Source organism: Paenibacillus nanensis, from assembly GCF_003583765.1.
Lineage (GTDB): Bacteria > Bacillota > Bacilli > Paenibacillales > Paenibacillaceae > Pristimantibacillus > Pristimantibacillus nanensis.
In genome coordinates, this window is the sequence record NZ_QXQA01000002.1 from 258,548 (window position 1) to 280,891 (window position 22,344).

21 protein-coding genes, 1 tRNA gene and 1 pseudogene are annotated in these 22,344 nt (G+C 53.2%); 5 read left to right on the plus strand and 18 right to left on the minus strand.

Annotation, left to right across the window (positions count from 1 at the left end; translation table 11 throughout):
* Nucleotides 1-288: 288 nt before the first annotated feature.
* Nucleotides 289-375, plus strand: a tRNA-Leu gene (locus tag D3P08_RS04420).
* Between the two features lie 144 nt (nt 376-519).
* On the opposite strand, the gene D3P08_RS04425 is transcribed toward D3P08_RS04420, so the two are convergent.
* The 6 genes and pseudogenes from D3P08_RS04425 to D3P08_RS04450 all read right to left on the minus strand — a co-directional run bounded on the left by D3P08_RS04425 (nt 520) and on the right by D3P08_RS04450 (nt 4,360).
* Complete coding sequence (locus tag D3P08_RS04425; protein ID WP_119598231.1) at nt 520-1,740, minus strand: GTP-binding protein; 1,221 nt, start codon at nt 1,738-1,740, stop codon at nt 520-522.
* Nucleotides 1,741-1,842: 102 nt separating this feature from the next.
* Nucleotides 1,843-2,301, minus strand: a complete 459-nt coding sequence (locus D3P08_RS04430) for an AraC family transcriptional regulator (protein ID WP_119598232.1) — start codon at nt 2,299-2,301, stop codon at nt 1,843-1,845.
* A 551-nt stretch (nt 2,302-2,852) separates the two neighbouring features.
* A pseudogene (locus tag D3P08_RS27665) lies at nt 2,853-3,008 on the minus strand (TFIIB-type zinc ribbon-containing protein); the annotation flags it as partial.
* Between the two features lie 50 nt (nt 3,009-3,058).
* Nucleotides 3,059-3,271 carry a hypothetical protein gene (locus tag D3P08_RS04440; protein WP_119598234.1) on the minus strand — a complete coding sequence of 71 codons (213 nt, stop codon included), beginning with the start codon at nt 3,269-3,271 and terminating at the stop codon, nt 3,059-3,061.
* A gap of 122 nt (nt 3,272-3,393) precedes the next feature.
* The gene (locus tag D3P08_RS04445; RefSeq protein WP_119598235.1) at nt 3,394-3,708 is read right to left on the minus strand and encodes a hypothetical protein; all 315 of its coding nucleotides are present in this window, start codon (nt 3,706-3,708) and stop codon (nt 3,394-3,396) included.
* An 82-nt stretch (nt 3,709-3,790) separates the two neighbouring features.
* Nucleotides 3,791-4,360, minus strand: coding sequence for a xanthine phosphoribosyltransferase (locus D3P08_RS04450; RefSeq protein ID WP_119598236.1), 570 nt, complete (start codon nt 4,358-4,360; stop codon nt 3,791-3,793).
* Between the two features lie 170 nt (nt 4,361-4,530).
* Between D3P08_RS04450 and D3P08_RS04455 the strand changes: the two genes are divergently transcribed.
* Nucleotides 4,531-5,214 carry a hypothetical protein gene (locus D3P08_RS04455; protein WP_119598237.1) on the plus strand — a complete coding sequence of 228 codons (684 nt, stop codon included), beginning with the start codon at nt 4,531-4,533 and terminating at the stop codon, nt 5,212-5,214.
* A 120-nt stretch (nt 5,215-5,334) separates the two neighbouring features.
* Nucleotides 5,335-6,381 carry a YkvI family membrane protein gene (locus D3P08_RS04460; protein WP_119598238.1) on the plus strand — a complete coding sequence of 349 codons (1,047 nt, stop codon included), beginning with the start codon at nt 5,335-5,337 and terminating at the stop codon, nt 6,379-6,381.
* On the opposite strand, the gene D3P08_RS04465 is transcribed toward D3P08_RS04460, so the two are convergent.
* From D3P08_RS04465 to D3P08_RS04475, 3 genes are read right to left on the minus strand one after another with little or no spacing between them, the layout of a single operon-like run.
* A complete protein-coding gene (locus D3P08_RS04465) occupies nt 6,343-9,609 on the minus strand; it encodes an AAA family ATPase (RefSeq protein ID WP_119598239.1) in 3,267 nt (1,088 codons plus the stop codon). The two genes, D3P08_RS04460 and D3P08_RS04465, sit on opposite strands and share 39 nt — an antisense overlap.
* 42 nt (nt 9,610-9,651) lie before the next feature.
* Entirely contained in the window at nt 9,652-10,941 is a 1,290-nt protein-coding gene (locus tag D3P08_RS04470) for a metallophosphoesterase family protein (RefSeq protein WP_119598240.1), read from the minus strand.
* A 55-nt stretch (nt 10,942-10,996) separates the two neighbouring features.
* The gene (locus D3P08_RS04475) at nt 10,997-12,136 is read right to left on the minus strand and encodes a glycosyltransferase family 4 protein (protein WP_119598241.1); all 1,140 of its coding nucleotides are present in this window, start codon (nt 12,134-12,136) and stop codon (nt 10,997-10,999) included.
* A gap of 147 nt (nt 12,137-12,283) precedes the next feature.
* Between D3P08_RS04475 and D3P08_RS04480 the strand changes: the two genes are divergently transcribed.
* The gene (locus tag D3P08_RS04480) at nt 12,284-13,453 is read left to right on the plus strand and encodes a GGDEF domain-containing protein (protein WP_119598242.1); all 1,170 of its coding nucleotides are present in this window, start codon (nt 12,284-12,286) and stop codon (nt 13,451-13,453) included.
* Between the two features lie 172 nt (nt 13,454-13,625).
* Here D3P08_RS04480 and D3P08_RS04485 read toward each other — a convergent pair whose 3' ends face one another.
* From D3P08_RS04485 to nrdI, 6 genes are all read right to left on the minus strand, one after another.
* A complete protein-coding gene (locus tag D3P08_RS04485; protein WP_119598243.1) occupies nt 13,626-14,444 on the minus strand; it encodes a PhzF family phenazine biosynthesis protein in 819 nt (272 codons plus the stop codon).
* Between the two features lie 63 nt (nt 14,445-14,507).
* Complete coding sequence (locus tag D3P08_RS04490; protein ID WP_119598244.1) at nt 14,508-14,960, minus strand: GyrI-like domain-containing protein; 453 nt, start codon at nt 14,958-14,960, stop codon at nt 14,508-14,510.
* 135 nt (nt 14,961-15,095) lie between these two features.
* Nucleotides 15,096-16,004, minus strand: a complete 909-nt coding sequence (gene hprK / locus D3P08_RS04495) for an HPr(Ser) kinase/phosphatase (protein WP_119598245.1) — start codon at nt 16,002-16,004, stop codon at nt 15,096-15,098.
* Between the two features lie 137 nt (nt 16,005-16,141).
* Nucleotides 16,142-17,098: a class 1b ribonucleoside-diphosphate reductase subunit beta gene (nrdF, locus tag D3P08_RS04500; protein ID WP_119598246.1), complete on the minus strand. Its 957-nt coding sequence runs from the start codon at nt 17,096-17,098 to the stop codon at nt 16,142-16,144.
* A 46-nt stretch (nt 17,099-17,144) separates the two neighbouring features.
* Entirely contained in the window at nt 17,145-19,229 is a 2,085-nt protein-coding gene (gene nrdE, locus D3P08_RS04505) for a class 1b ribonucleoside-diphosphate reductase subunit alpha (RefSeq protein ID WP_119598247.1), read from the minus strand.
* The gene (gene nrdI, locus D3P08_RS04510; protein ID WP_119598248.1) at nt 19,216-19,575 is read right to left on the minus strand and encodes a class Ib ribonucleoside-diphosphate reductase assembly flavoprotein NrdI; all 360 of its coding nucleotides are present in this window, start codon (nt 19,573-19,575) and stop codon (nt 19,216-19,218) included. The genes nrdE and nrdI overlap by 14 nt, the downstream gene beginning before the upstream one ends.
* Before the next feature lie 278 nt (nt 19,576-19,853).
* On the opposite strand from nrdI, the gene D3P08_RS04515 reads away from it, so the two are divergent.
* Entirely contained in the window at nt 19,854-20,075 is a 222-nt protein-coding gene (locus tag D3P08_RS04515; protein WP_119598249.1) for a hypothetical protein, read from the plus strand.
* A gap of 171 nt (nt 20,076-20,246) precedes the next feature.
* Here the strand turns inward: D3P08_RS04515 and D3P08_RS04520 are convergent, their stop codons facing one another.
* From D3P08_RS04520 to rsfS, 3 genes are read right to left on the minus strand one after another with little or no spacing between them, the layout of a single operon-like run.
* Complete coding sequence (locus tag D3P08_RS04520) at nt 20,247-21,011, minus strand: class I SAM-dependent DNA methyltransferase (RefSeq protein ID WP_119598250.1); 765 nt, start codon at nt 21,009-21,011, stop codon at nt 20,247-20,249.
* Nucleotides 21,008-21,916 carry a CvfB family protein gene (locus tag D3P08_RS04525; RefSeq protein WP_119598251.1) on the minus strand — a complete coding sequence of 303 codons (909 nt, stop codon included), beginning with the start codon at nt 21,914-21,916 and terminating at the stop codon, nt 21,008-21,010. Before D3P08_RS04525 ends, D3P08_RS04520 begins: the two co-directional genes overlap by 4 nt.
* Nucleotides 21,913-22,260 carry a ribosome silencing factor gene (gene rsfS / locus D3P08_RS04530; protein ID WP_119598252.1) on the minus strand — a complete coding sequence of 116 codons (348 nt, stop codon included), beginning with the start codon at nt 22,258-22,260 and terminating at the stop codon, nt 21,913-21,915. The genes D3P08_RS04525 and rsfS overlap by 4 nt, the downstream gene beginning before the upstream one ends.
* Nucleotides 22,261-22,344: the final 84 nt, after the last annotated feature.

Below are 22,344 nucleotides of genomic sequence, written 5' to 3' on the forward strand. Positions count from 1 at the left end.
TGAGTTTACCGCCTATTTTTGTTGACAGCGCTTACTTATTAAGTATGGTAGCGAAAACCGGATCCAGGCGTAAAGGTACAATTTCGGATTTAGGGGTACGATTTCCCCTATAGCGCTAGCAGAGCGGGATTTCAGCCTGTAACGAAGCTTTGGCCGGAATACACCCCGAGTATCCGTATGGATTATGCCGCTAGTGAACAATAAAAAAATATTAAAATAATGCTTGACCCACCCATAGTCGCTGTGATATATTATTTCTTGTCGACACAAGAGGTTGACATCAGATATGCGGTCGTGGCGGAATTGGCAGACGCGCTAGATTCAGGTTCTAGTGGTGTAACAGCCGTGGAGGTTCGAGTCCTCTCGACCGCACCATCTTTACTCACATGATGGAGTTATCCATTGTACATAAGCGTATAAAGCCCTTCTTCGGAAGGGCTTTATTTTTTGCTCTTGTCGGTATGTATAAAGGAAGAAATACAGGGCCGTCCGTACGGGACCGCCCTGTTTCGTTTCGGCTTATGATTGAAGCTGCTCCTCCAGCTGCAGGTCGAGCCGATTCGGAAATTCGTCCTTCCATGTGCTCCAATCTGCCTTCATCTCGTCATCCGTCAGCAGACAAGCGTCCAGCCCGGCCGTTAGGGCCTTCCGATCCATCGAACGGCCGATTAACACGAATTTGTTGATCCGATCTCCCCAGCTCGCGTCCCACTGTTCAAGCAATTCTGCATTTTCGCGAAAGATTTCGGCTCTTTCAGCCGGAGGCAGCGACGCCACCCAATAACCGGCCGGACCGAATTGAATGGACGGTCCTGCCTGGCTAAGCTGCTGCGCCATATCATTGCGCGTCGCAAGCCACACTATTCCTTTCGCCCGGACAACCTCCTCCGGCCAGTCATTCATCCATCGCATTAACCGTTCCGGATGGAACGGGCGTATCCGTTCATATACAAAAGATGAAATGCCGTATTCCTCCGTTTCAGGAGTATGCTGCTCCTTCTCCAGCTCTTGAATCCAGCCCGCCGACCGGCTCGCCGCCTCAAAATCGAATAACTTGGTGTTCATGATGTCGGCAGGGTTAACGCGTCCATATACGGACCTTATCAGCTTCGCGCGCGGCTGAAGGCTTCGAAGCACCTTCTCCAGCTCCTCCAGCTCGTTATCGCCGACTCTGTCGCATTTGTTCAAAATAAGAACGTCGCAAAATTCAATTTGATCGATCAGCAGATCAACGACTTCTCTCGTATCATCGGCTCCAACCTCTTGCTTCCGGTCCATCAGCGTGTCCCCCGAGCTGAAGTCGCGCCAGAACCGGTAGGCGTCAACAACCGTTACCATCGTATCTAGCCTGCAAAACCGCGTCAGATCGATGCCTTGATCTTCGTCGACATAAGAGAAGGTTTGAGCGACCGGTACCGGCTCGCCTACTCCCGTCGATTCGATCAGGATATAGTCGAACTTGCCTTCCCTTGCAAGCCGCTCTACTTCGCGCAGCAAATCCTCACGGAGCGTGCAGCAAATACAGCCGTTTGATAATTCAACGAGCTTCTCTTCCGTGCGTGAAAGTCCGTTACCGTCGCGAATAAGCTTAGCGTCGATATTGACCTCGCTCAAATCGTTAACGATCACGGCGACTTTCATGCCGTCCCGATTATGCAGCACATGATTTAGAATGGTTGTTTTCCCCGCGCCCAGATAGCCACTCAATACCGTTACAGGCAATTTCTTCGATTGTTCCATTTGGTTTCATCCGCTCGCTTTCTTTTAATTCGTAATTATTACGATTAAGCATGATGATACCTGGATTTTTTTCGCCTGTCAACCTGATATCGAAATCTTCCTTTAAGACGATTTGATCGGCACGCCTATTTCACAATAGTCATTAAGCAGCATGTTGCCAGTATATACCTCCAAAATCGGTTTATCGTCAACGGTCACACCCATGCTGTGCAATGCCGGAAATATTTCCGCCCAAGCTTTTTGAATTTCTTCTGCCGTATGTTTAATTTTAAATAGAACATATTCGCCGCCGAGCAGCTTACCCTCGCAAATGCCGTCCTCATTCATAAGGAAATCTTCAGGAATAACGATACAGGCATCGTATCTGCACTTCTCAGGAAGCGTTGTCCGGGGGTTGTCTTGCGGGATTCCGAATAAAATAGCCGATTCCGTAAGAAGGCCTTCTTCCTGTGCCCATTTCTTTAGGCTTTCCATGATTTGCGCATTGGAAGGACCATATGGACCAATGTGCCGCATATAGGCAATGCGGTAGTTCGGGAGCATATCAACTCTTGTTTTCATCGCTTCATCTTCCTCTTACCTGCATTATTTTCTACATTTTGGATGCTATCATGATATAAAATAATTTGCATTATCATTTTTTGTAAGCAGCAAATTTATTTTTTCAAAAAAAAAAAAACCAACCGAGGTTTCCCCCGGCTGGTTTTTTAATCGAACAGATCGCCGAAAACGTCGAGCACCGTTTTCTTTTTCTTATAAGGTCTGCCATATTTGTCATAGCCATAATGGTCTTTCCCGTAGCCATGGCCATAATTTTGCGGCGGGGGATAACCTGGATTGGACGGTTGACCGGATCCATACCCAGCCGGCGGCGGGCTGTAGCTGCCGTGGCTGCCAGGCGTCGGAGGCGCCGCGCCGAATCCGCCCTGCTGCGGGCTCGCATAAGGCTGTCCGCCGCCGAAGCTTGGACCGTTCTGGCTTCCGCCTTGCGGGTTACCGAACGGCTGACCGCTCGGCGGGTTCGTATACGGCTGGCTTGAGCCAAACCCTCCAGACGGCGCCGATTGCGGATTGTACGGAGTCGCGTCCTTCTGCATGTGCTGCTCCATGCGTTCGTAATCCTGCCGTACCTCGCGAACGCCTTGCATCAGCTTTTCCAGCTCGCCGCGGTCCAGCCAGACGCCTTTACATTCTGGGCACACATCGATAAGCACGTCTTCCTTCTGCACTTCCCTCATTTTGACATCATCGCATACGGGACACTTCATATTCTGATCACTCCTTCGAATAATTTCCCTGTTTGGGTTAAATCTTATGTTTAAACGCCGCTATGCCGCTCCTCCGACGCAGGAATATAACGGTAAGACCGGCTAAGCTTTACGACGCGTCTGCTTGGCTTTCGGATGACGACGGAAGATTCATCCCAAGCGACTACGATGCCTAACACATCATTGGCTTCAATCTCGTCACGTACGACTCGGACGGTTTCGCCGGAAATCCGGAACGCGTCGAGCTGTTCCTCTGACACCATTAATCCACGTGCTCCCTTCCATACTGATCATTGTGAAAAAACTTCCAATCCTATTATACAAAAAAAACCTCAATGATCCTATTTCCCGACTCATTGAGGTTTCATCTTGTATGCTATTCGAATTAACCGACATGCTCCCGGTTCGTTTCGTACCATTCGTCCAAAACGCGCGAGGACATGACGCGGCCTGTAATATATTCGGCTTGCTTCTTTGTGAACTGAGCCTGCCATTCCACTTCCAGCTCATCGCATAGCTTCACGATGGTAAGCAATTCTGACCAAGCGACATATCGTTTGTACCAGAAAAATTGCGGATGCTCGATCATATAAGGATATAGATCATCAAACTCCGTATGTTTGCAATCGAGAGCTCTCTCGAAATGCACTTTGGCATCATTTAACTTCGCATTCAAAAAATCTGCCGACATGTTCCCCATGAATTATGCCTCCCCTCGATCACTTGAACTTCATTATAAGCGAAATAACCGCTCGGGGAAAGTGTCAAGCGACTGGAACATCTTACTCAAATTTTATTTTGCCGTTGTCCAGCGAAGCAATCTTAACGAGCGCTTCCACCTTAATCCCCTGCTCGCGAAGCATCCTTCCCCCGCTCTGGAACGACTTTTCTACAACGACACCCATCCCCGCCAGCGTTGCCCCTGAGCGCTCGATAATTTTGATCAAACCGCGGGCGGCATCGCCATTGGCGATAATATCGTCAATGAAGAGCAATTTATCCTCGCTGGATAAAAACTCCTTCGAAACCATAATATCGGTTACCATCCCTTTGGTGAAGGAAGGAACCCGCTCGATATAAGCATCCGGATCTGCAATCAACGTTTTTTTCCTTCTTGCAAACACGAGCGGTACGCCTAGCTCATAAGCGGTTGCGAATGCCGCCGGAATGCCGGACGATTCGATCGTGATTACCTTTGTTATGCCGTACTCTGCGAATTTCTTGGCGAATTCCTGCCCCATCTCCATCGTAAGCTTCGGATCAACCTGGTGGTTGATGATGGCGTCCATCCGAAGCACATCGCTCGAAAGAATCGACGATTGTTCCAATATACGTTGTTTCAATTTTTCCATGAATGATAACCTCCGCCAAAAAACCCTTTTCGATAAAGTACCATAGGTTTAGCAATCAACGCAACACGATTTTGTTACAGCAACAATCTAGAGAATGTTCTGAGTAAAAAAGGCAACTTTGCGGACAAATTTGCGTCTATAATAGAAAGAATTGAAATGGAGGAGCGAAGATGAACAAACAACGGAACAGGCCGCTATCGAGCCATTGGATGTTCGCTGCTCTGGCCGTTCTTGCCATTAGCTTAACCGGTTGTCAGAGTGAGAATAATATAGATGAAGACGCCGGCGGATTAGCCGCTGAGCAGCCAAGCGAAGCAGACAGTCCGCAAAAGTCCTATTTCGATAACGAGAGCAAGACGGATCATCCTTCTCCCGCTCAAGTCCCGGATCAAAAAGCTTCTACCGAAACCTCGGGCGCGCAGCAGGACGGACATCCGAAGGAGGATCACGAAACAGAGCCGGGGAAATGGGACAAGTCGCTTCCGACGCTTAATGGCACGGCCATCGGGGATAGCAGCGATACGGTTGCTGACCGTTACGGACAGGAGATCGACCGTTATTCGCTCGAAGATCCGGCTGGAACGGTTACCGTGCTGGAATACGAAGGATTTTCGGTCGGCATGAACAAGAATCATACGGTTCAATTCGTCGAAGTCTACGAACCGCAAATCGCTGCAGGATTAAACGGTCTTCGTATCGGCAATAAAACGGAGAAGGCGGTTGACGCGCTCGGCAAACCGACATCGGCGACCGATTATTTGCTCATTTACGATGCGGAAGGCGCGACATTGAAGCTGGATGTGAACCCGGACTCGAATGAGATCGTATCGATGAAGCTGCTTGCAAACGGATGATGAAAGGCTCGATCCACTAGAAAAATTTTACATACCACTCCTATATACTTGTCATGCTTGTCTCGTTTCGGACATACCTTACCTATATATAGCAAGCAGTTGGAACGGGGGAAGGTATAGATGCGGAAACGGGCGGGCAATGTGCTGCATATCGCTTTTACTTATATGGGGACGATCGTAGGCGCGGGCTTTGCGACGGGGCAAGAAATTTTGCAGTTTTTTACGAAATTCGGGTATTGGGGCACGTTCACTATCGCAATTGCTACAGGACTGTTTATTTGGCTCGGCACCAAGATGATGCTTGTCGCCAGCGAAATTCGCGCTAAATCCTATGAAGACCTTAATATTGCGCTGTTCGGTCCCCGCTTCGGACGGCTGATCAGCCACTTCATGCTTGTTGTGCTGCTCGGCGTTACGGCCGTTATGCTAGCCGGCGCGGGCACCATCTTCTACGAGCATTGGAATTTGCCTTATCAAGTCGGCCTGCTCATCACGATCGCGGGCAGCTTTCTTCTGCTGAGGAAAGGCATGAAAGCGATTTTGACGGTGAATGCAATCGTGGTTCCCGTCATGCTGCTGTTCACCGTTCTTGTCATCATCGATACATTCCAAACGCCAGGCTCGAGTAAATTTATCACGCTTACGACAGACCACTCGATATGGGCCGCATGGGCCTCCCCGTTTTTGTACACCGCCTTTAATTTATCACTGGCCCAAGCCGTTCTTGTGCCACTTGGCGCAGAAATCCGCGACAAAAAAACAATAGTAGCCGGCTCCTGGGCAGGCGGCATCGGAATCGGCTTTATGCTGATGGCTGGACATTTTGCTTTATCGGTTTACATGCCAGGCATTCAGCAATTTGCGATCCCGATGGGCGGCATCGCCCGCGAACTCGGCTATTACGTACAGTTTATTTATATCTTCCTTATTTTCTCCGAAATCTTTACGACGCTGATTGCGGATATTTACGGGTTAACGCTTCAATTGGAGGAGCGATTGAAGTGGTCCCGCGAAATGCTTACACTGGGCATACTCGCCCTATGTTATTTGGCGAGCCAGATCGGATTCGGGCCGCTATTGTCCACCCTGTACCCTCTCTTTGGCTTAATCAGCTTAGGATGGCTGTACTTAATGGTTCGAAGGAAAGTCTCCTACAGGCACTCCTGAAGAAGGCGTCAAATCAACTAGTCTCGCCCCCTGACAAGCAGCTAGCAGCGAATCGCGCGTTCGTTCATGACACGTGAAAAATAAGATTTGACGTTCCTCCGACAGCTCTGCCATCAGCCGGGCGGCTGCCTGCAGCCGGCTTCCGTCAAAATTAACGAATAGATCATCCAGCATGAGAGGCAGCTTCACGCCGGCCGACGATTCTTTCGCAAGCGCAAGCCTCATGGCTAGATAAAGCTGTTCCGCGGTGCCCCGGCTTAAGAAGCTGCTGTCCAGCACAGTATGCCGCAGGTCCTCCACACGAATGCCGGGCTCCGAAGAGTTGGCGCTAACACGAATATAGCGCCCGCTCGTCAGCCGGCTCATATACCGGGATGCATTGCGGAGCAACGCCGGCTGCCGCTCCTCTTCGTATATTCGCTTGGTTCGGTCGATCAGCGCCTTGCTGATCGAAAGCACAGCGTAACGTTCCAAATCGGCGTCCAGGCTCGCCGCGATCATTTCGCGTCCAGCAAGCAGGCGCTGACGTTCATCCTCTTGCAGCAAGCTCTCAAGCGCTCCCTTTAGGGCGCCTCGGCGTTCGAGCAGCTCTTGCTGCTGCATCGTCAGCCTGCTCTCTTCGCTTGTCAGCTGCTCCAGCTGTTCCGCCAGCTCCTGCTCGTCATAATACTCCAGAAGCTTCTCTACCTCCTGCCGCTCCTGCCCGCTCGACCCGGCCGCTAATTCAATATCCAGCTTGAGCAGCTCTCCGTCTAACGTTTCCAGCGCTCTAAGATCCATAAGGGCCCGCACGAACTCCGATTCTGCGGACAGTCCGGATTCCGACAGCATCTTCCTTATCGATTGCGATAGCTGTTCATGCTCCTGACGCGCAGCCTCCAATTCCAATGCCGCCTGCTGCCGGCGCGTGTGAACTTCCCGAGCTTCATCGGCAATCGCCGCATGACGCTTGATCTCGGCATATAACGTTTGCAAGGCATACACGGGATTCTCCCGCATCGCGCGCTCCGCTTCCTGCAAGCCGGCGCATAGCCTTGACGCCTCCTCCGAGTAATCGGACAGCTCCTTACGGGCGGCAGCCGCTTTGGCGGACAGCCTGTCGAATTGACCAAGCTTCTCCAGCGCCGATTCTGCAAGCTCGAACGCTTCCAGCGCCGCCTCCGGCGACATCGAAGCCGGAAGCGACCGCTGCTGAAGCCACATCCGCCATGCCGCCGCTGACGCTTCCTCTTTCTCCCGCAGCTCCTTGGCGGCGGCGACGCGCTGTCCCAAAACTTGCCGTTGGCGCTGCAGCCTGCTGTCGCATTCCAAACGCCGCTGCTCCGCTTTATCGCATTCGTCTATCGCATCCAGCCTCTCCTGCACTTCCCGCCGCAGAGCTGCGCGCAAGGCGGCTGCTCCGTCACCGGAAGAGCGGTGGAGCAGCTTCTGCCAATCGCTTTCTCCATAAGCAGCGGCTTCCGTTATGAGGGAGGACAGCGCATGCCGAACGCTGGCTTCAGCCTGCGTTGAACCTCTGCGCTGCGCGTTCCTGCCGCTTCTGCCGTTCGAAGGGCGGCTTCTACTCCCTTGTAATTGTCCGCCAAGCCATAATGAGCGAACAAACAGGCCAGCTGCCGCTCCTCCAAGCGCTACACCAGCGGCAGCCGCCAATCCTGCCGATGGGCCAAGCCATCCGCCGGCCGACGCCGCTCCAAGCGCAACAGCGGCTCCCGCCAGCGCGAAAGCAGGCACCAGCGTCCCTTTTGCGCTTTTCGGCTCCGCTTCTTGGCTTAAGTGACGGTTCTGAGCCTGCTCTACCTCCCACTCGCGAAGCGCTTCGTCCAGCGCATCCCATGCCGCTGTCAACGCAGGTCTCGTTAATGACTTTATCCCGAAGCGGCCGTTCCCGCTCTCGTCCAATCTCCTCTGCGCGTTCCGGCATGCCAGCTCCGCCGCATCCAGCTGGCCGGCCAGCTCCCGCTCCTGCGTGCGCAGCGTCTCCATCTCCGCCTCCAAACGCTCCGCTGAGCGGCGGAAGGCTTGCTCCCGCTCGCGGGCGCCGCGGACATCATCCCGGTCAGCCAGCGTAACCGTCAGCTCGCGGAGCTGCCGCTCCGTCCACTCTGGGGATATACTCGCCACTAGCTGACCAATCGCGGCATCCAACGAGCCAAGCTCCGTGTCCCATTCCATTAGCTGAAGCTCCAGCGCCCGCATCCGTTCGGCTGATTGCAGAGCCGCTTCCGTTTTTGCCGCCTTCTCCAAAAGCCCGGAGTCGTAATGAAGACCGCTTCTCTGCCTTTCCAGCAGCTCGAGCTCCTGCTCCAGCTGCTGAGTCCGCTGCTCCGCTTCATTCCTGCCCCGCTGCAGCTCCTCCCACTCCAGCTCGGTTCCCGGCGACAACCGTTCCGTATATTGCAGCTTCTCTCTCTCCGCAGCGTGAAGCTTTCTGCGCAGCCAAGAGGATCGCAGCTGCGCGGCTTTCCGCACCGTACGGAGCTTCTCTCGCACGGCAGGCAGTTGAGCTGCAATTTCGGCGATCGCTTTCTCCGTATCCTCTTCCTGGGCTTTGAGGCGGTTGTAGCTTTCGATCCCGTCGGCGATCTTCTTCAGCTCGGTATCCGCCTGCTCCAATGCTCGCAAGCCCGCGTTTATCCGCTGGCTGGAGCCTCTCGCTTTGAACAGCGCGTCCATCTCGCGCGCAATTTCTTTCTCCGCCGAGGCGATCGCCGCGCCGCCTTCCCAGCCGGCTTGATACAAATGCCGTCCCAGCTCGCTGCCGGACAGAAGGCTAACCTCCTGCAGCTCCGTGAGCGTAATGGCGAACAGCCCTCGATATAACCGTTCATGAATGCCGCCCAGAAACTCGCTCTCCCAAAGCTTTTGCTCCATGACCAATTCTTGCAGCGCATGACTTGCCCCTGCTCCTGCAGCCGCCTCGTCGCTTAGCCTACGTATACGCGGCTTCCCGCCGGCCTCATCGGCGTGCCGAAGCACTAGAAACCGAGCCCCCGAATCCGTCTCGAACATCAGCCGCCCGCCATGTCTTCCTCCGTACACAGGCTCGCCGCGCTCGACCTGACTGGACCTCCTGGCAAAGCCATAAAGCATCGTTCGCAAAAATCCGAATAACGTGCTTTTGCCCGCCTCATTTGGGCCATATACGATAATAACCGGCGCATCCATACGGAGGTTCCGGCTGCTAAGTCGTCCAAAGCCTTCGATATGAGCTTCTATCAGCTTCATCGCAAAGCCCCCTTGCGTTCATACAAGCTTTTGTCAATTCCATTATTCCCGCCTCGCGCGGCCGTCGGATGCGGTCATTAGACCCAGCGTCAGCTCCTTCGCTTGCTCCAGCCATTCTGCCGGGAGCTTGTCCCATTTCTCGCGGCCTATCCGTCCCAGCTTCGCGTGAAGCCTAACATCCTCGAGCGCGATTTGCGCAAAAGCTTGCCACTTCTCCTCGTCCCGCTCCAGCTGCTGGCTGAGGCGGAGCAGCACGCCCGCAAAGCTTTCCTCTGCCGATAACGCTTCCCAGTCGATCGGAGCGCCGATTTGAGAAGTTATGCTGTAACAATAAACCCATGGCGCATCCTCAAGCGGCTCGCCTGCCTGCAGTTCCCCAAGCAGCGCGTCTAGCGCTAGCGGCTGGTTTATTTTCGAATAGAGCTCTCCTCTTCCTTGCAGCCGCAGCCGAAGCATGATCGAACGTCCTTCTTCCTCCTCCCGAATCGTTGCGACCGTACGTTGAAGGCGTCTAAGAAGCTCCTGCTCCGTCGAAGCTCCCTCAATTGAAACCTCCCTCTCCGCCCATCTGACGGTGTCCAGCGGCACAAAGCGGATCTCGACTCGCTTCTGCTCCGACACATCGATCACGCAGCAGCCTTTTGCCCCCGTTTCTCTCGGGTTCCTGCCTTGAATATTGCCCGGATACACGATATGGGGATATTCGTAAAGCAGCTCCCGCTTGTGGATGTGGCCGAGCGCCCAATAATCAAAGCCGCTGGCCGCAAGCTCATCGATGGAACAAGGCGCGTAGGCGTCATGCGCCGGATTGCCGCCGACATTGGCGTGCAAAAGCCCGATGTGAAACGGGGCTCCGGTCTCCAATCGGTATGAGGCGGCAAGGTTGCGGGTCTCCGCCCGTTGCCCATAGGACAAACCGTAAACAAACGCCGCAAGCTCTCCGTTACGGCTAAAGGCCGGTTTATGCGACACGCTGTCCGCGCCAAAAAGATGTACGTTGCGAGGAAGCGTAAGCTGCGCCCGCTTTCCACCCAGATGATCGTGATTGCCATGGATCGCAAATACGGCAACGCCTTCCCGCTCAAGCCGTTCCCATTCCTTAAGCAGGGCAAGCTGGGCTCTCAGCGAACGGTCAGCTTCATCGAATAAATCGCCGGCAATGACGATAAAATCCGCCTTTTCCGCAATTGCCGTATCCGTTAATCTTCTAACGGCCGCAAATGTAGAGTCCGCCAAAGCCTCCCGTACTGCGTCGGGAGCTTTGGCTAGCCCGCGGAACGGACTGTCCAAATGCAGATCGGCGGCGTGAATAAAACGAAAGGACGGGTTCACCTTAAATCCACCTGCCTTCCTATGCTTTCTGTTTCCATAAAAGACAAAGCGGCCGCTACTCCTGCAGCGGCTTCGCTTTCACTTCGTTATATACTTTCTTCAGCTGCGAGATCACGCGCTGCAAGGAATAAACCTTTTTCGCCTTATCCCATCCCGCGCGCGCCAGATTATACCGATAAGTGGGATCCGCGACGACCTTCTCCAGCGCGTCCGCAAGCGCGGCAGCATTCTCAGGCGGAACAAGCAGCCCGTTTACACCGTCTTCGATCTGCTCGGCTATACCGCCGACATTCGTCCCCACAAGCGCCAGCCAGCAGAGCGCCGCTTCGGCGAATACGGAACCGAACGCCTCCGCTCTGGATGGAAGCACGAACACATCGAAAAACGGCATAAATTCTTCCGGATGGAGCATGTATCCATAAAAAATGATGTCATTATACAAATCCAGCTCCTGCGCGAGATCCTCGAGCTCCTTCCGAATCGGACCGTCCCCGATAATATGAAGAACGAACGGACAGCCCCGCTGCTTCAGCTCCGCGCACGCATGCAGCAGAACATCAAGTCCTTTGGCCGGAACAAGCCTGCACACCGTAATCAGCTGCGTCACTTCGTTTTCGTGCGCGATCGGCTTAAATCTTTTTTCGTCGAAGCCGTTCGGTATAACCTTAATGCGCTCCGGCCATTCCACATACGGAGTCAGATAGCTGCGGAACGATTCCGATACGGTCATCAGCTTATCCGCTTTCGACTCCAGCTCCCGGTAGATCGAGGTAAGGAACCGATGCTCCGGACCGCCTTCTTTGATCTTGCCGTTCAAGATGAGCTCCCGCTCGTAGCTGGAATGCACCGTCACTACAAGCGGGGTATCCGGGAACAGCTGCTTCATGACAAGCGCAGCGATCGGATGATGCGCGTGAATAATATCGTACGGCTTCTTAATGCGCATCCGCGTCCACCAGACGTAATCTTTATACGTTTGAATATATTTATCGATTAGAGAATTGCCGATATATTCGGTATAATCGAAGGTTTGGAATACGACTTCTTCTTGACCTTTGTTTCTTACGCGCTTCGGCAGGGAGAACAGCTCCATGCCCCATCCCAGCTTAAGGAAGCGATCTTGAATATAAGGGATCATGGACGATACGCCTCCGGGCTGCTCCGGAGGGAAAAATAATGCCTGCAAAATGTTCATAAGTCCAGCTCCTGAAAGTTTCTAAAGCAGAGTTCGCTTCGAAGGATGTAGGATAACTTTACACTATCTAAACTACTAAATTATGATATAATAGAACGTATGTTTCTGTAAAGCTTGAATACATTTCGATATAATGGTGGTTTCCATATGACAATTATGCAATGGCTGACAGGTCCGAACGGCCAGCTTTTTTCTTCTTGCTCCGTCATCGTTGTTTTAGGCTTGATGCTGTTTATGTCGATCAAGCTGTTCGTCAGTTACCGCAATAAACAAACATACAGCTTGCTCATTACGGCCATTGCGCTTGCCGTCCTGAGGCAGTGCACCCTTGTCGGGCTTGCTTTTCCAGGCTGGAAGCTCTCTCCTTGGTTCTATCTATTGTCCAGCGCGCTCCATATCGTTTCCTTTATCATTATAAACTTTGTGTTTATGAAATTATATACATACCGGTCCGCCCAGCTGAAGATTACGCCTTTTACGATCATGGTGCTGCTTACGGTTATTATCGCCATCGTGCAGTTCGCGGTTCAGCCCTTCGATCCCGCAGCGCGCACGGCCGCCGGCTTCAACTTCCCTATGCTGGATGTCTACAGCATCGTCGTTACTCTTATTATATTGCTGGCGACGAGAACGGCTGATATGAATACAAAATTTTATTCGGCATTAATCGTATTTTTTGTGTACGAACTGTCCCGCGCGGCTGATGCGTATATTTTTCACGGCTCGCAGCCCTTTTTCCAGCTGTTCGCGCTGCTGCTTCCGATCGCCTATTACTCGCTGCTGTTCATGCTGCTGTTCGAATGGGTGATTGACCGGCTGCTGTCAACCTACCAATCCTCGATCGTAGACGGTCTGACCGGCTTGTACAACCGCAGGCATTTCACGAGCAAAGCGGAAGGTCTGCTGGCGGCCAGCAAATCGGCGGCCGTCATTTTTTGCGACATCGATAACTTTAAAAAGCTGAATGACACGCAAGGCCATCACAAGGCGGACGGCGTCCTGAAGCGCGTAGCCGAGATTATTAAGGAAGAATCGAGCGGCATTGGATCGGCTGGACGTTACGGCGGCGAAGAGCTGCTGGCCTGTATCAGTACTGACCGCGTGAAGCCGGATACCGTCGCGGAATCGATCCGCAAACGCGTCGAAGAGGAGACGATCGTGACCGTCAGCGTCGGCTTCAGCACAACCAAAGAAAGCAGCTCCGTCCCTGAGCTGGTCAAGCTGGCGGACGAAGCGATGTACTTCTCCAAAACAAACGGCAAAAACCGAGTCACCGCCTACAAATCGATCCCCGCATCCTTGAAAGGCATGAAATAAAGACGAAAAGCAAGGTCCGTTAGAGCGACCTTGCTTTTTTTGTTGCTGCTTCCTGCCGGAACGAGGTCTTAGATGCTGCGCAAGCTACAGGTAAGCCGATCTTTACGGCCTACCGAGCGTACAGCCGCTTAGCAAGCTTCAGTAAGCCGATTTTTACGGCTTACGGTTCCGCTCAATCCGCAAGCTCGCCGCGGAGCACGGTGACAGCTTGGCCGGACAGGATGACGCGCTCGCCGGCCAGCCTCATACGGACCAGCCCTCCGCGCTCCGACGCCTGCCAGCCCGACAGCTCTTCCTTCCGCAGCCGCCGGCCCCAATACGGGGCAAGCGCGCAATGCGCGGAGCCCGTAACGGGATCTTCGGCTATGCCGATCCCCGGAAAAAACGCGCGGGATACAATGTCGTACTGCGTACCGGGGTCTTGTTGCGCGTGCTTGCTCCGTGAAGCGGCGCTCGTCACGATGACGCCTCTAGCCTGGAGCCGCTTCAGTAAATCGAAGTCCGGCTGCAATGAACGCACCGTCTCCTCGCTATCCACCTCCACCAAAAAATCCATCCGATTCCGCCCGACAAAACGCGGGATCAGCCCCAATGCCTCGATCAGCTCCTTAGGCGCTGTTACCGGCTCTGCCGGTTCGCTTGGGAAATCCATGTCCATCCATTCCCCGCGGCGGGTGACGGTCAATACGCCGCTCCGCGTATAAAAAACAGCGTCCTCTCCATCCCCGAGCCGCTCCGTTTCCCAAAGCGTATGTGCCCCCGCAAGCGTAGCATGACCGCACAGATCCACCTCCGCCTTCGGCGTAAACCACCGCAGTTCATATCCCCCGTCCATTTTGCGTAAAAAAGCCGTCTCCGACAGGTTCATCTCCGCCGCTATCGCAGCCATCCGTTCATCGGCCATCCCCTGCTCCACTACACATACGGCGGCAGGATTCCCGGCAAACTTCTCCTTCGTAAACGCATCTACAATATGCAGCTCCATTCCCATCTGCAGCAAACCCTCCTGTTCAAAAAAGAAAAAGAACCTGCTCCTCGCAAGCTCTTTGCGTCATTAATCCTTAAGCGGAATCAGCAGCTCTACCGGCTCTTCTTCCCAATGCTGCTCATCAATATAGAACAGCTCGAGCGACACCGCTTTTTCATCCTTTTGAAGCTTCTGTTCATTCATCCAGGCAAACAATTGCTCATAGCCTTCTCCGATTCGCTTGCCGCTGCAAACGACCATCGCATACCGGTGCGCCGGGATCGTAAACTGAACCATTCCTGGAGGAAGCTCCTCGATATGATGCACCTCGTAGCATGCCCAGTAGGTTGCGAACGCTTCATTGCCGAAATAAGGGCTGTACAGCACGGTTGACCTCACAGCATCGTTTAATTCGTGCTTTCTGGCAAGAAACTCCGTCTGCAGCCGAATCGCTTCATCCGGAAAGGATGAGTAAGGGCCGCAATAGCTGATTCCGACAAGATGCAGTTCAGGCTTCGTGATGATCGAGCAGTTTTCCACGCGTTCTTCCTCCTTAAAGCTTACGCTTTTGATTGGTCAGACGTTGGCGTTAGGATGAGCTTACCCATCCATTAGTGTAGCATAAATTCCCAAATTAAGGATAGCTCTTTCAAAAATTAATCCATTCTAAATAAGCTAATCTCCCTCAAGCCGCTTCATGAAATCTTCCGCCGCGCTGTACCCCTGCTGCTTCAAGTACCAGTTATTTGCGGCAGCCTCGATTAACCCCGCGACATCGCGGCCCGGCTGGAGCTGAATTTCGAGATGGGGAATTTTCACGCCCATATAGTCGACGAACGTCGGCTCCAGATCGAGATCGTTGTTCAGCTCGTTGTCGCGCCACTTGGTCAGCTCAATATCAAGCGTTATCCGGGTTTCATCCTGAAAAGCCTTCCTGCCGTACAACCGGACGACATTGATGAGACCTACGCTGCGAAGCGCCAAAAATTCCTTCGTTTTTTCGTTATGGCTGCCGAGAAGCGTCTGTGGACTCAGCTTCTTCAGCACGACGATGTCATCCGCCACAAGACGGTGTCCGCGCCTTATTAACGTATGAGCCGTTTCGCTTTTGCCGACGCCGGATTTGCCGCGAAGCAAAATTCCGATGCCGGATACGTTCAGACAGACGCCGTGCACAGCGATTTCCGGAGCAAGCGCCTTGATTAAATACGCGTCCAGCATCCCTAAAAATGCCGCCGTCGCTTCCTTCGTCCGAAGCAGCGGGATCCCTTCTTCGACGCAATATTTCGTCAAATATTTGAGCCCTTCCTGTCCTCTTGTCACGATAAAGCAGGGAGGGTGGTATTTGACGATATTGCCGATATGATGATTTCGCTCCGCTTCCGTTAAACGGTGAAGATACGTAATTTCCTTTTTGCCGAGCACCTGCACATGCTCTTGCGGAAAATATTCGAAGTAGCCGACAAATTCCAAGCCTGGCCGGTAGGCTCTTGCTTTAACGATTTTTCTGTCCAAATGATCGGCCCCAGCGAGCACCTCCAGCCCGAAGCGCGCCGCTACATCTTGAACGGAGACAGACTTCATAAGCCGATAAACCTCCCTCTCTAGTTGTTGTTCCCTAAGACCGTTTTGATTGCGAGTAACATGCAAAATCGCCCCCGCCTTGCCGCAGGGCATAGTCGAGAGCGATCTAGTTTGAATGTATGAGTCAAGCTGTCCGTTTAGAAGTTGAACACAAAATCTTCATCGTTCAGCGGCTCGACGTGAATCGTGCGAACATAGCCGTTGCCCTTCTTCGAGAAGAAGTCATGCTGCTTCGTATGCGTGCTGATGCCGTTGAAGACGATCGGGTTGACCGGCTCTTCCGGGAAATGAGGCTCGAGTCCCAAGTTCATCAGCGCTTTGTTCGCGTTGTAGCGGACATACGCCTTCACTTCTTCCTCGAGTCCGATCGGACTGTACAGATGATCCGTATATACAACTTCATTATCGTACAGCTCCAGCAGCAGCGCCTTCACCTCTTCCTGCAGCGCAGCTTGCTCTTCCGCGCTGAAGGTTGCAAACAGCTCCTGCGCCAGCACGCCTACGTACAAGCCGTGGATGCTCTCGTCGCGGAGAATCAAATCGATGATCTCGCCGCTGCTCGTCATTTTGCCTTGGCCAGCCAAGTAGAGCGGGTAGAAGAAGCCGCTGTAGAACAAGTAGCTTTCCAGGAATACCGAAGCGGCCATCGCTTTGTACAGCTCTTTCGGTCCCGTAATATTCGTGTACCAGGACGAGATAAGCTTCGCTTTTTTCTGGAGCTGAGGATTTTCCTCCACCCATTTGAAGATCGCGTCGATCTCTTCCCCGGAAGCAAGCGTTGTAAAAATACTGCTGTACGACTTCGCGTGGATCTGCTCCATCATGGACATGAACGCCAATACCGCTTTGCGCTGCAGGCCGTCCACATGCTCCAAAATTTTAGGCATGCCGACGCCGCCTTGAATCGTATCGAGCAGCGTCAGGCCGCCCAGCACGTTTTTGTAGAGCGTGCGCTCGTCATCGGACATTTCCATCCAGTCCATTTTATCGTCGGATAATGGAATCTCTTCGTCCGTCCAGAACTGCATGACGTTCTGCTGCCAGAATGTCAGCGTAAAATCGTCGTCCGGACGATTCCAGTTAACTGCTTTCATATCGTATTCTCCTTCTCGCTACGTAATCAAGTAATCGTCAGCCCGCTTAAACGGCGCAGCTTGTGCACTCCTCAACGGAGAGGCGCTTCGTTCTTGTGTAATAAAGCGACTTGAGGCCCTTCTGCGCAGCATAGACGTAGAAGCGCGCAAGCTCGCGTGTCGTCACGTTGCTGTTCACGTGCAAGACAGTGGAGATGCCTTGATCCACATGCTGTTGGATTTCGGAAATCAGATCAATCAGCTTAAACTGGTTGATGTTGTACGCCGATTTGTAATAGAAGAAATTATCCTGCGACAGATAAGGCATTGGATAATAAGTTGTCGAGTTGGCGTACGTGCGCGTCTCGATATGCTCGACGATCGGCATAACGCTCGAAGTCGCGTTTTGGATATACGAGATGCTTTGCGTAGGCGCGATTGCCAGACGGTAGGCATGGTACAAGCCGTATGTCTGAACCTTCTCCTTAAGCTCCGCCCAATCCTGAGGAGACGGGATGTAGATGCCCTCGAACAGCTCCTTCACGCGGTCCGTCTTCGGACGGAAATCCGTCTCCAGGTAACGCGTAAAGTACGTGCCCTTCGCGTATTCGGAACGATCGAAATCCTTGAACGTTTCGCCGCGCTCTTTGGCGATCTCCATGCTTTTCTCCAAGGAGTAGAAATTCATCATCATAAAGAACGTGCTCGCGAAGTCCTTCGCCTCATCGCTTTCGTAAGCGATCTTGTTTTTCGCCAGATAGCCGTTCAGGTTCATCGCGCCAAGACCGACGGAATGCAGCTCTTCATTCGCTTTGCGAACGCCTGGCGCGTTGTCGATTTGGGACAAGTCGCTGACCGTCGTCAGCGCTTCAATGCCGACATGGACGGAGTCCCTCACTTTTTTGCGTTCCATTACGTTTACTATATTGAGAGACGCCAGGTTGCAGCTGATGTCGCGGCGAATGACGTCGTCGAAGCCGTAGTCGTTAATTTCCGATGTCTCTTGCAGCTGGAAAATTTCCGTACACAGATTGGACATCTTGATCGAGCCGATATCCTTCAGCGCATGCACGCTGTTTGCGTTCGATTTGTTCATGATGTACGGGTAACCGGATTCCAGCTGAATCGATGCGATCTTCGTCAGCATGTCGCGCGCGTTCATGACGGTCTTCTTCGTAATCTTGTCGTTCGCGAGAAGCTCTTCGTACATAACGTCCATATCCATGTCGTCCAAATGCTGTCCGTATGCCTTGTGAACGGAATGCGGCCCGAATACGACGAGCGGCTTATTCTGCGCAGCGAGCTCGTAGAACTTGTTCGGAATGATCAGACCGATCGACAAGGTCTTAATGCGTGATTTCTCGTCCGCGTTAATTTTCTTACAATCCAGGAATTCGATAATATCCCAGCCGAAAATATTGTAATAGCCTGCTCCGGAGCCTTTGCGCTGCCCCATTTGGTCGGCGTAGGAGAATGCGTCCTCCATCAGCTTCAGCACCGGCATAATGCCCTTTGCCGCGCCTTCCACGCCTTTGATCGGCTCGCCGCGTCCGCGCAGCTTCGACAGGTTGACGGCTACGCCGCCGCCGATTTTGGACAGCTGCATGCAAGTGCCGAGCACGTAGTTGATCGAGTTGAGGGAATCGTCCATCTCCAGCAGGAAGCAGGATACCATCTCGCCGCGGCGGCTCTTGCCCGCATTCAGGAACGTTGGCGTTGCCGGCTGCAGACGCTGCTCGATCATCGCTTCCGCGATACGAAGAGCGCGGTCGGCGTCGCCTTCCCCGAGATGCAGCGCGACGATCGCGACGCGGTCCGGATACTGCTCCAGGTACTGCGCCTTGTTGTTCGTCTTCAAGGCGTAGTCCTTATAGAACTTGGAGATCGCCATGTAAGACTGGAACTCGAAGCCGCTGCTGGCCGTCAGATTAAAGACCGCCTCCACCTGCTCGTATGTATATTTTTCGAAAACATTGTCATAGTAGTCGTTCGTAATGAGGTAATCCAGCTTCTCGCGAAGGGAAGCGAATTTGACGCTTTTCTGATCAATTTCCTCCATAAAGGCTTTAACTGCCTCTTTATCTTTGTCCAGCTGATAAAAACCGTCCGCTCCGCGTTGCATCAATTCGTTGTTCAGTTCAATATGCTTCAATGGCCCGCACCCTTTCGACAAAATGTTGCGTATCTTGACTTGTTCCCGACAATTCAAATTTTAAAAGGACAGGAACATCATATTTTTGAGAGATCGTATCCGCGCTTTTGGCGAAGCCGGGCCCCCAGTTTCGATTGCCGCTTGCGGATACCCCGCGCAGCATCTTGTGGTTCTTGGCAAGGAAGGAATTTACCTTCTCCGGCACTTGTCCGAACCCCGTTGTGTAGGTGACGAGAACGAAGGGCTCGTCCACCTGCTGATGCTCGTCGATTTGCACCGCCCGCATATTCAGTTTATTGATGAAACGTTTGACATTGCCTGTTTTTGAATCGTAAACAACCAACACCGCTTGTCCGCTCCCCTACTGAATTTTAGCAATCAAAAAGCGCTCCTGCCCGCCGCTAAGCCGGCTGTCGCGCTTCCTCTGGATATACTAGAAGTAGATTAAAAAATCACCATATCCATCAATATCTTGTGTCATGTTTTTGATTTTACATCAAGATATAGGTCTCGTCAATGAAAAATATGGAGATTCTATGAGACGAATTTTACGGCGCACTCGACTATTCTATCAGAAATCGCTATGATGGGATAGTGACATTTTTATGTTAATTGGAGGCTGCTATGGAGTCTAAACTTACGCGCGAGGAAGCGCGCACGCTGCTGCTCGGACTGTTCAGGGAGGCCGGGCGCGAGCATGCGGAGCTGCTGCAATATATGGATGAGCTGGAAGAAAAATGTTTGCGTTTAGGGGAAGAAAACAAGCGTTTACGGGAGGCTGCCGCACGCCGGACTTCAGCCGCGTCGGCCATGAACAGCAGGCTGAAAGACGCGCTCCGGGAGTAAAAAAACAGCCCTTTTCGGCCATTTGAGGTCTGTCGATGTCCGACGAAATCGAAATTCAGAAGCTTTAGGGCAATTTGCTTTTTTTCGTCATTGTTCGACATTAGCGAAATAAAACAAGGCTGTTCACACGCGCCAGAATCGCGTATGAACAGCCTTCTGCATATAAAAGTGCTATTTGATTGCCGCAAAAAATAAACGTTCTGAAGAGCCGCTGGCGGGCTGGAGCTTAAAATCTGCGTACCGGTCGACCGTATGGAACCCCGCTTTACGCAGCGCCCCCTCGATCCAATCCGGGCTGTAGGCCCGCTGCAGATGCGTTTCCTCGAACCGGTAAAACGCCGCATCCCGTTCTCTGGCGAATATCGTAAGATGATGCTCGATCTGACAGCGCGATTCCTCGAAATCGCAAGTCCAGATATAGGCGATATCCCTCTCGTCCAGCACGAACGGCTGCTCCTCCGCATAACGGATCAATTGGCTCGGCGGATGCATATCGAACAGGAAAGAACCGCCGGGCTTCAGCGCGGCGTACGTTGCGCGGAAGGCCGACTCGATATCCGCTTCCTCCGTCAGGTAGTTCATGCAGTCGCAAAACGAAATAACGGCATCAACCGGCTCCGCGAGCTCCCATTCGCGCATATCCTGCTGCAGCCAGCGGATGGCGCCGACGCGGGGCCGTATCGCCTGCTGAGGGGACTCGTCCCATTTGCTCCGCGCCACGGAGAGCATATCGGCGGACAAATCGATGCCGTACACGTCGAAGCCCGAACGCGCCAGCGGGATCGAAAGGCTGCCGGTTCCGCAGCCCAAATCCACAACGGTCTTCGGCATGCCGTAACGAGACCAGCTTTCTCTGGCGAAGCCCAGCCATTCCGCATAGGGCATGTCCTCCATGAGCTGGTCGTATACCATCGCGAACCGTCCATATTGCGTCATTCCGCATCAGCTCCTTCAGCGCCCTCTTGCGTGACCAAATACGTCCAGCTGCCTTTCTGCGTTACGAGCCCATCCTTCATCAGCTTGCCGAGCGCCCGCTTGAAGGCGGACTTGCTGATGCCGAAACGCTGCTTAATAATATCGGCTTCCGTCTCGTCGGAATACGGCATCCCGCCGTTCGGGCGCTCCTTGAGAAACGCCAGCAGCCGTTCCGAGTCCTCGAGCCGGCCGACCTCCTTGCGTTCCGTCATGGACAGATTCACGCGGCCGTCCTCGCGGATAAACGTGACGCGGGCGCGCACACGCTCACCGAGCCTTAATGCCCTCGTCCGCTCCGAGCTTGGAATCAGGCCATAGGCGCCAAACCCTACCACTCCGCCGTCAATGATGACGAAAGAGCCCATCTGCAGCGTCTTCGTGACCCAGCCCTCGACCCAGGTGTTGCGCCATGTTGCCGGCGCTTGGAAGACCAGCGGCGCCAAATCTTCCTCAAAGGCAAGCTTGGCGATCAAACGGCCGGCTTTGTCGTGCTTCATGATGACAAAGACTTCGTCTCCCGGCAGGGGGCGGAACTGAATGTTTTCCGGCAGCTCCGAGAGCGGAAGAAGCAGATGCCGGCTAAGTCCCATCTCCAGGAAGCAGCCAAGCCTAGGATGAACATCAACCACCTGCAGGCGGGCAAGCTCTCCGAGCTGCAGCAGCGGCTTTTTCATCGTGGCGGCGATCCGGTCTTCCGAATCGTAGTAAATGAACGCTTCTACCGTGTTGCCAATGCCCGGTTTCGAGCCGACAAGCTCCGTATAATGGAGCAGCACCTCCGTCTCCCCGTCGCTTAAAAAGAAGCCGTACGGCGAAACCTCGCGCGATACTTTCAGCGTATAGGTCTGACCAGCCGTCAGGCTCATGCGAATTCCACGACCTTCGCGTCCGACCATAACCGTTCGATATTGTAATAGTCGCGTTCGTCGCGATGGAAGACGTGCACGATCACGTCGCCCAGATCGATAAGCACCCACCTTGCGGAATCCATGCCCTCGATGCCGCGCACACGGACGCCGCTCAGCTCTGCTTGCTTGCGTACCTCTGTCGCAATCGCCTGCACCTGCGTGTCCGAATTTCCGCTGCAGATGACGAAATAATCCGCAACGAGCGAAATTTCTTTGAGACTGAGCGCGACGACGTTCATCGCTTTTTTATCTTCTGCGGCCTTTACCGCCGCTTTGAGCAAGTTGTCAGCTGTTAATGCCAATATATAAGCCTCCTTTATTGTTTCGCATCATACATACTTCGTAAGCGTCTGCCTGTTTGGGGTGACAAAGCTTTCCTTACAAGC

Excerpts from the sequence above, each read along its gene's own strand:
- D3P08_RS04425 (WP_119598231.1), bottom strand. The coding sequence starts at position 1,740 with ATGGAACAATCGAAGAAATTGCCTGTAACGGTATTGAGTGGCTATCTG.
- D3P08_RS04430 (WP_119598232.1), bottom strand. The coding sequence starts at position 2,301 with ATGAAAACAAGAGTTGATATGCTCCCGAACTACCGCATTGCCTATATG.
- D3P08_RS04440 (WP_119598234.1), bottom strand. The coding sequence starts at position 3,271 with ATGGTGTCAGAGGAACAGCTCGACGCGTTCCGGATTTCCGGCGAAACC.
- D3P08_RS04445 (WP_119598235.1), bottom strand. The coding sequence starts at position 3,708 with ATGGGGAACATGTCGGCAGATTTTTTGAATGCGAAGTTAAATGATGCC.
- D3P08_RS04450 (WP_119598236.1), bottom strand. The coding sequence starts at position 4,360 with ATGGAAAAATTGAAACAACGTATATTGGAACAATCGTCGATTCTTTCG.
- D3P08_RS04455 (WP_119598237.1), top strand. The coding sequence starts at position 4,531 with ATGAACAAACAACGGAACAGGCCGCTATCGAGCCATTGGATGTTCGCT.
- D3P08_RS04460 (WP_119598238.1), top strand. The coding sequence starts at position 5,335 with ATGCGGAAACGGGCGGGCAATGTGCTGCATATCGCTTTTACTTATATG.
- D3P08_RS04465 (WP_119598239.1), bottom strand. The coding sequence starts at position 9,609 with ATGAAGCTGATAGAAGCTCATATCGAAGGCTTTGGACGACTTAGCAGC.
- D3P08_RS04475 (WP_119598241.1), bottom strand. The coding sequence starts at position 12,136 with ATGAACATTTTGCAGGCATTATTTTTCCCTCCGGAGCAGCCCGGAGGC.
- D3P08_RS04480 (WP_119598242.1), top strand. The coding sequence starts at position 12,284 with ATGACAATTATGCAATGGCTGACAGGTCCGAACGGCCAGCTTTTTTCT.
- D3P08_RS04485 (WP_119598243.1), bottom strand. The coding sequence starts at position 14,444 with ATGGGAATGGAGCTGCATATTGTAGATGCGTTTACGAAGGAGAAGTTT.
- hprK (WP_119598245.1), bottom strand. The coding sequence starts at position 16,004 with ATGAAGTCTGTCTCCGTTCAAGATGTAGCGGCGCGCTTCGGGCTGGAG.
- nrdF (WP_119598246.1), bottom strand. The coding sequence starts at position 17,098 with ATGAAAGCAGTTAACTGGAATCGTCCGGACGACGATTTTACGCTGACA.
- D3P08_RS04515 (WP_119598249.1), top strand. The coding sequence starts at position 19,854 with ATGGAGTCTAAACTTACGCGCGAGGAAGCGCGCACGCTGCTGCTCGGA.
- D3P08_RS04520 (WP_119598250.1), bottom strand. The coding sequence starts at position 21,011 with ATGACGCAATATGGACGGTTCGCGATGGTATACGACCAGCTCATGGAG.
- D3P08_RS04525 (WP_119598251.1), bottom strand. The coding sequence starts at position 21,916 with ATGAGCCTGACGGCTGGTCAGACCTATACGCTGAAAGTATCGCGCGAG.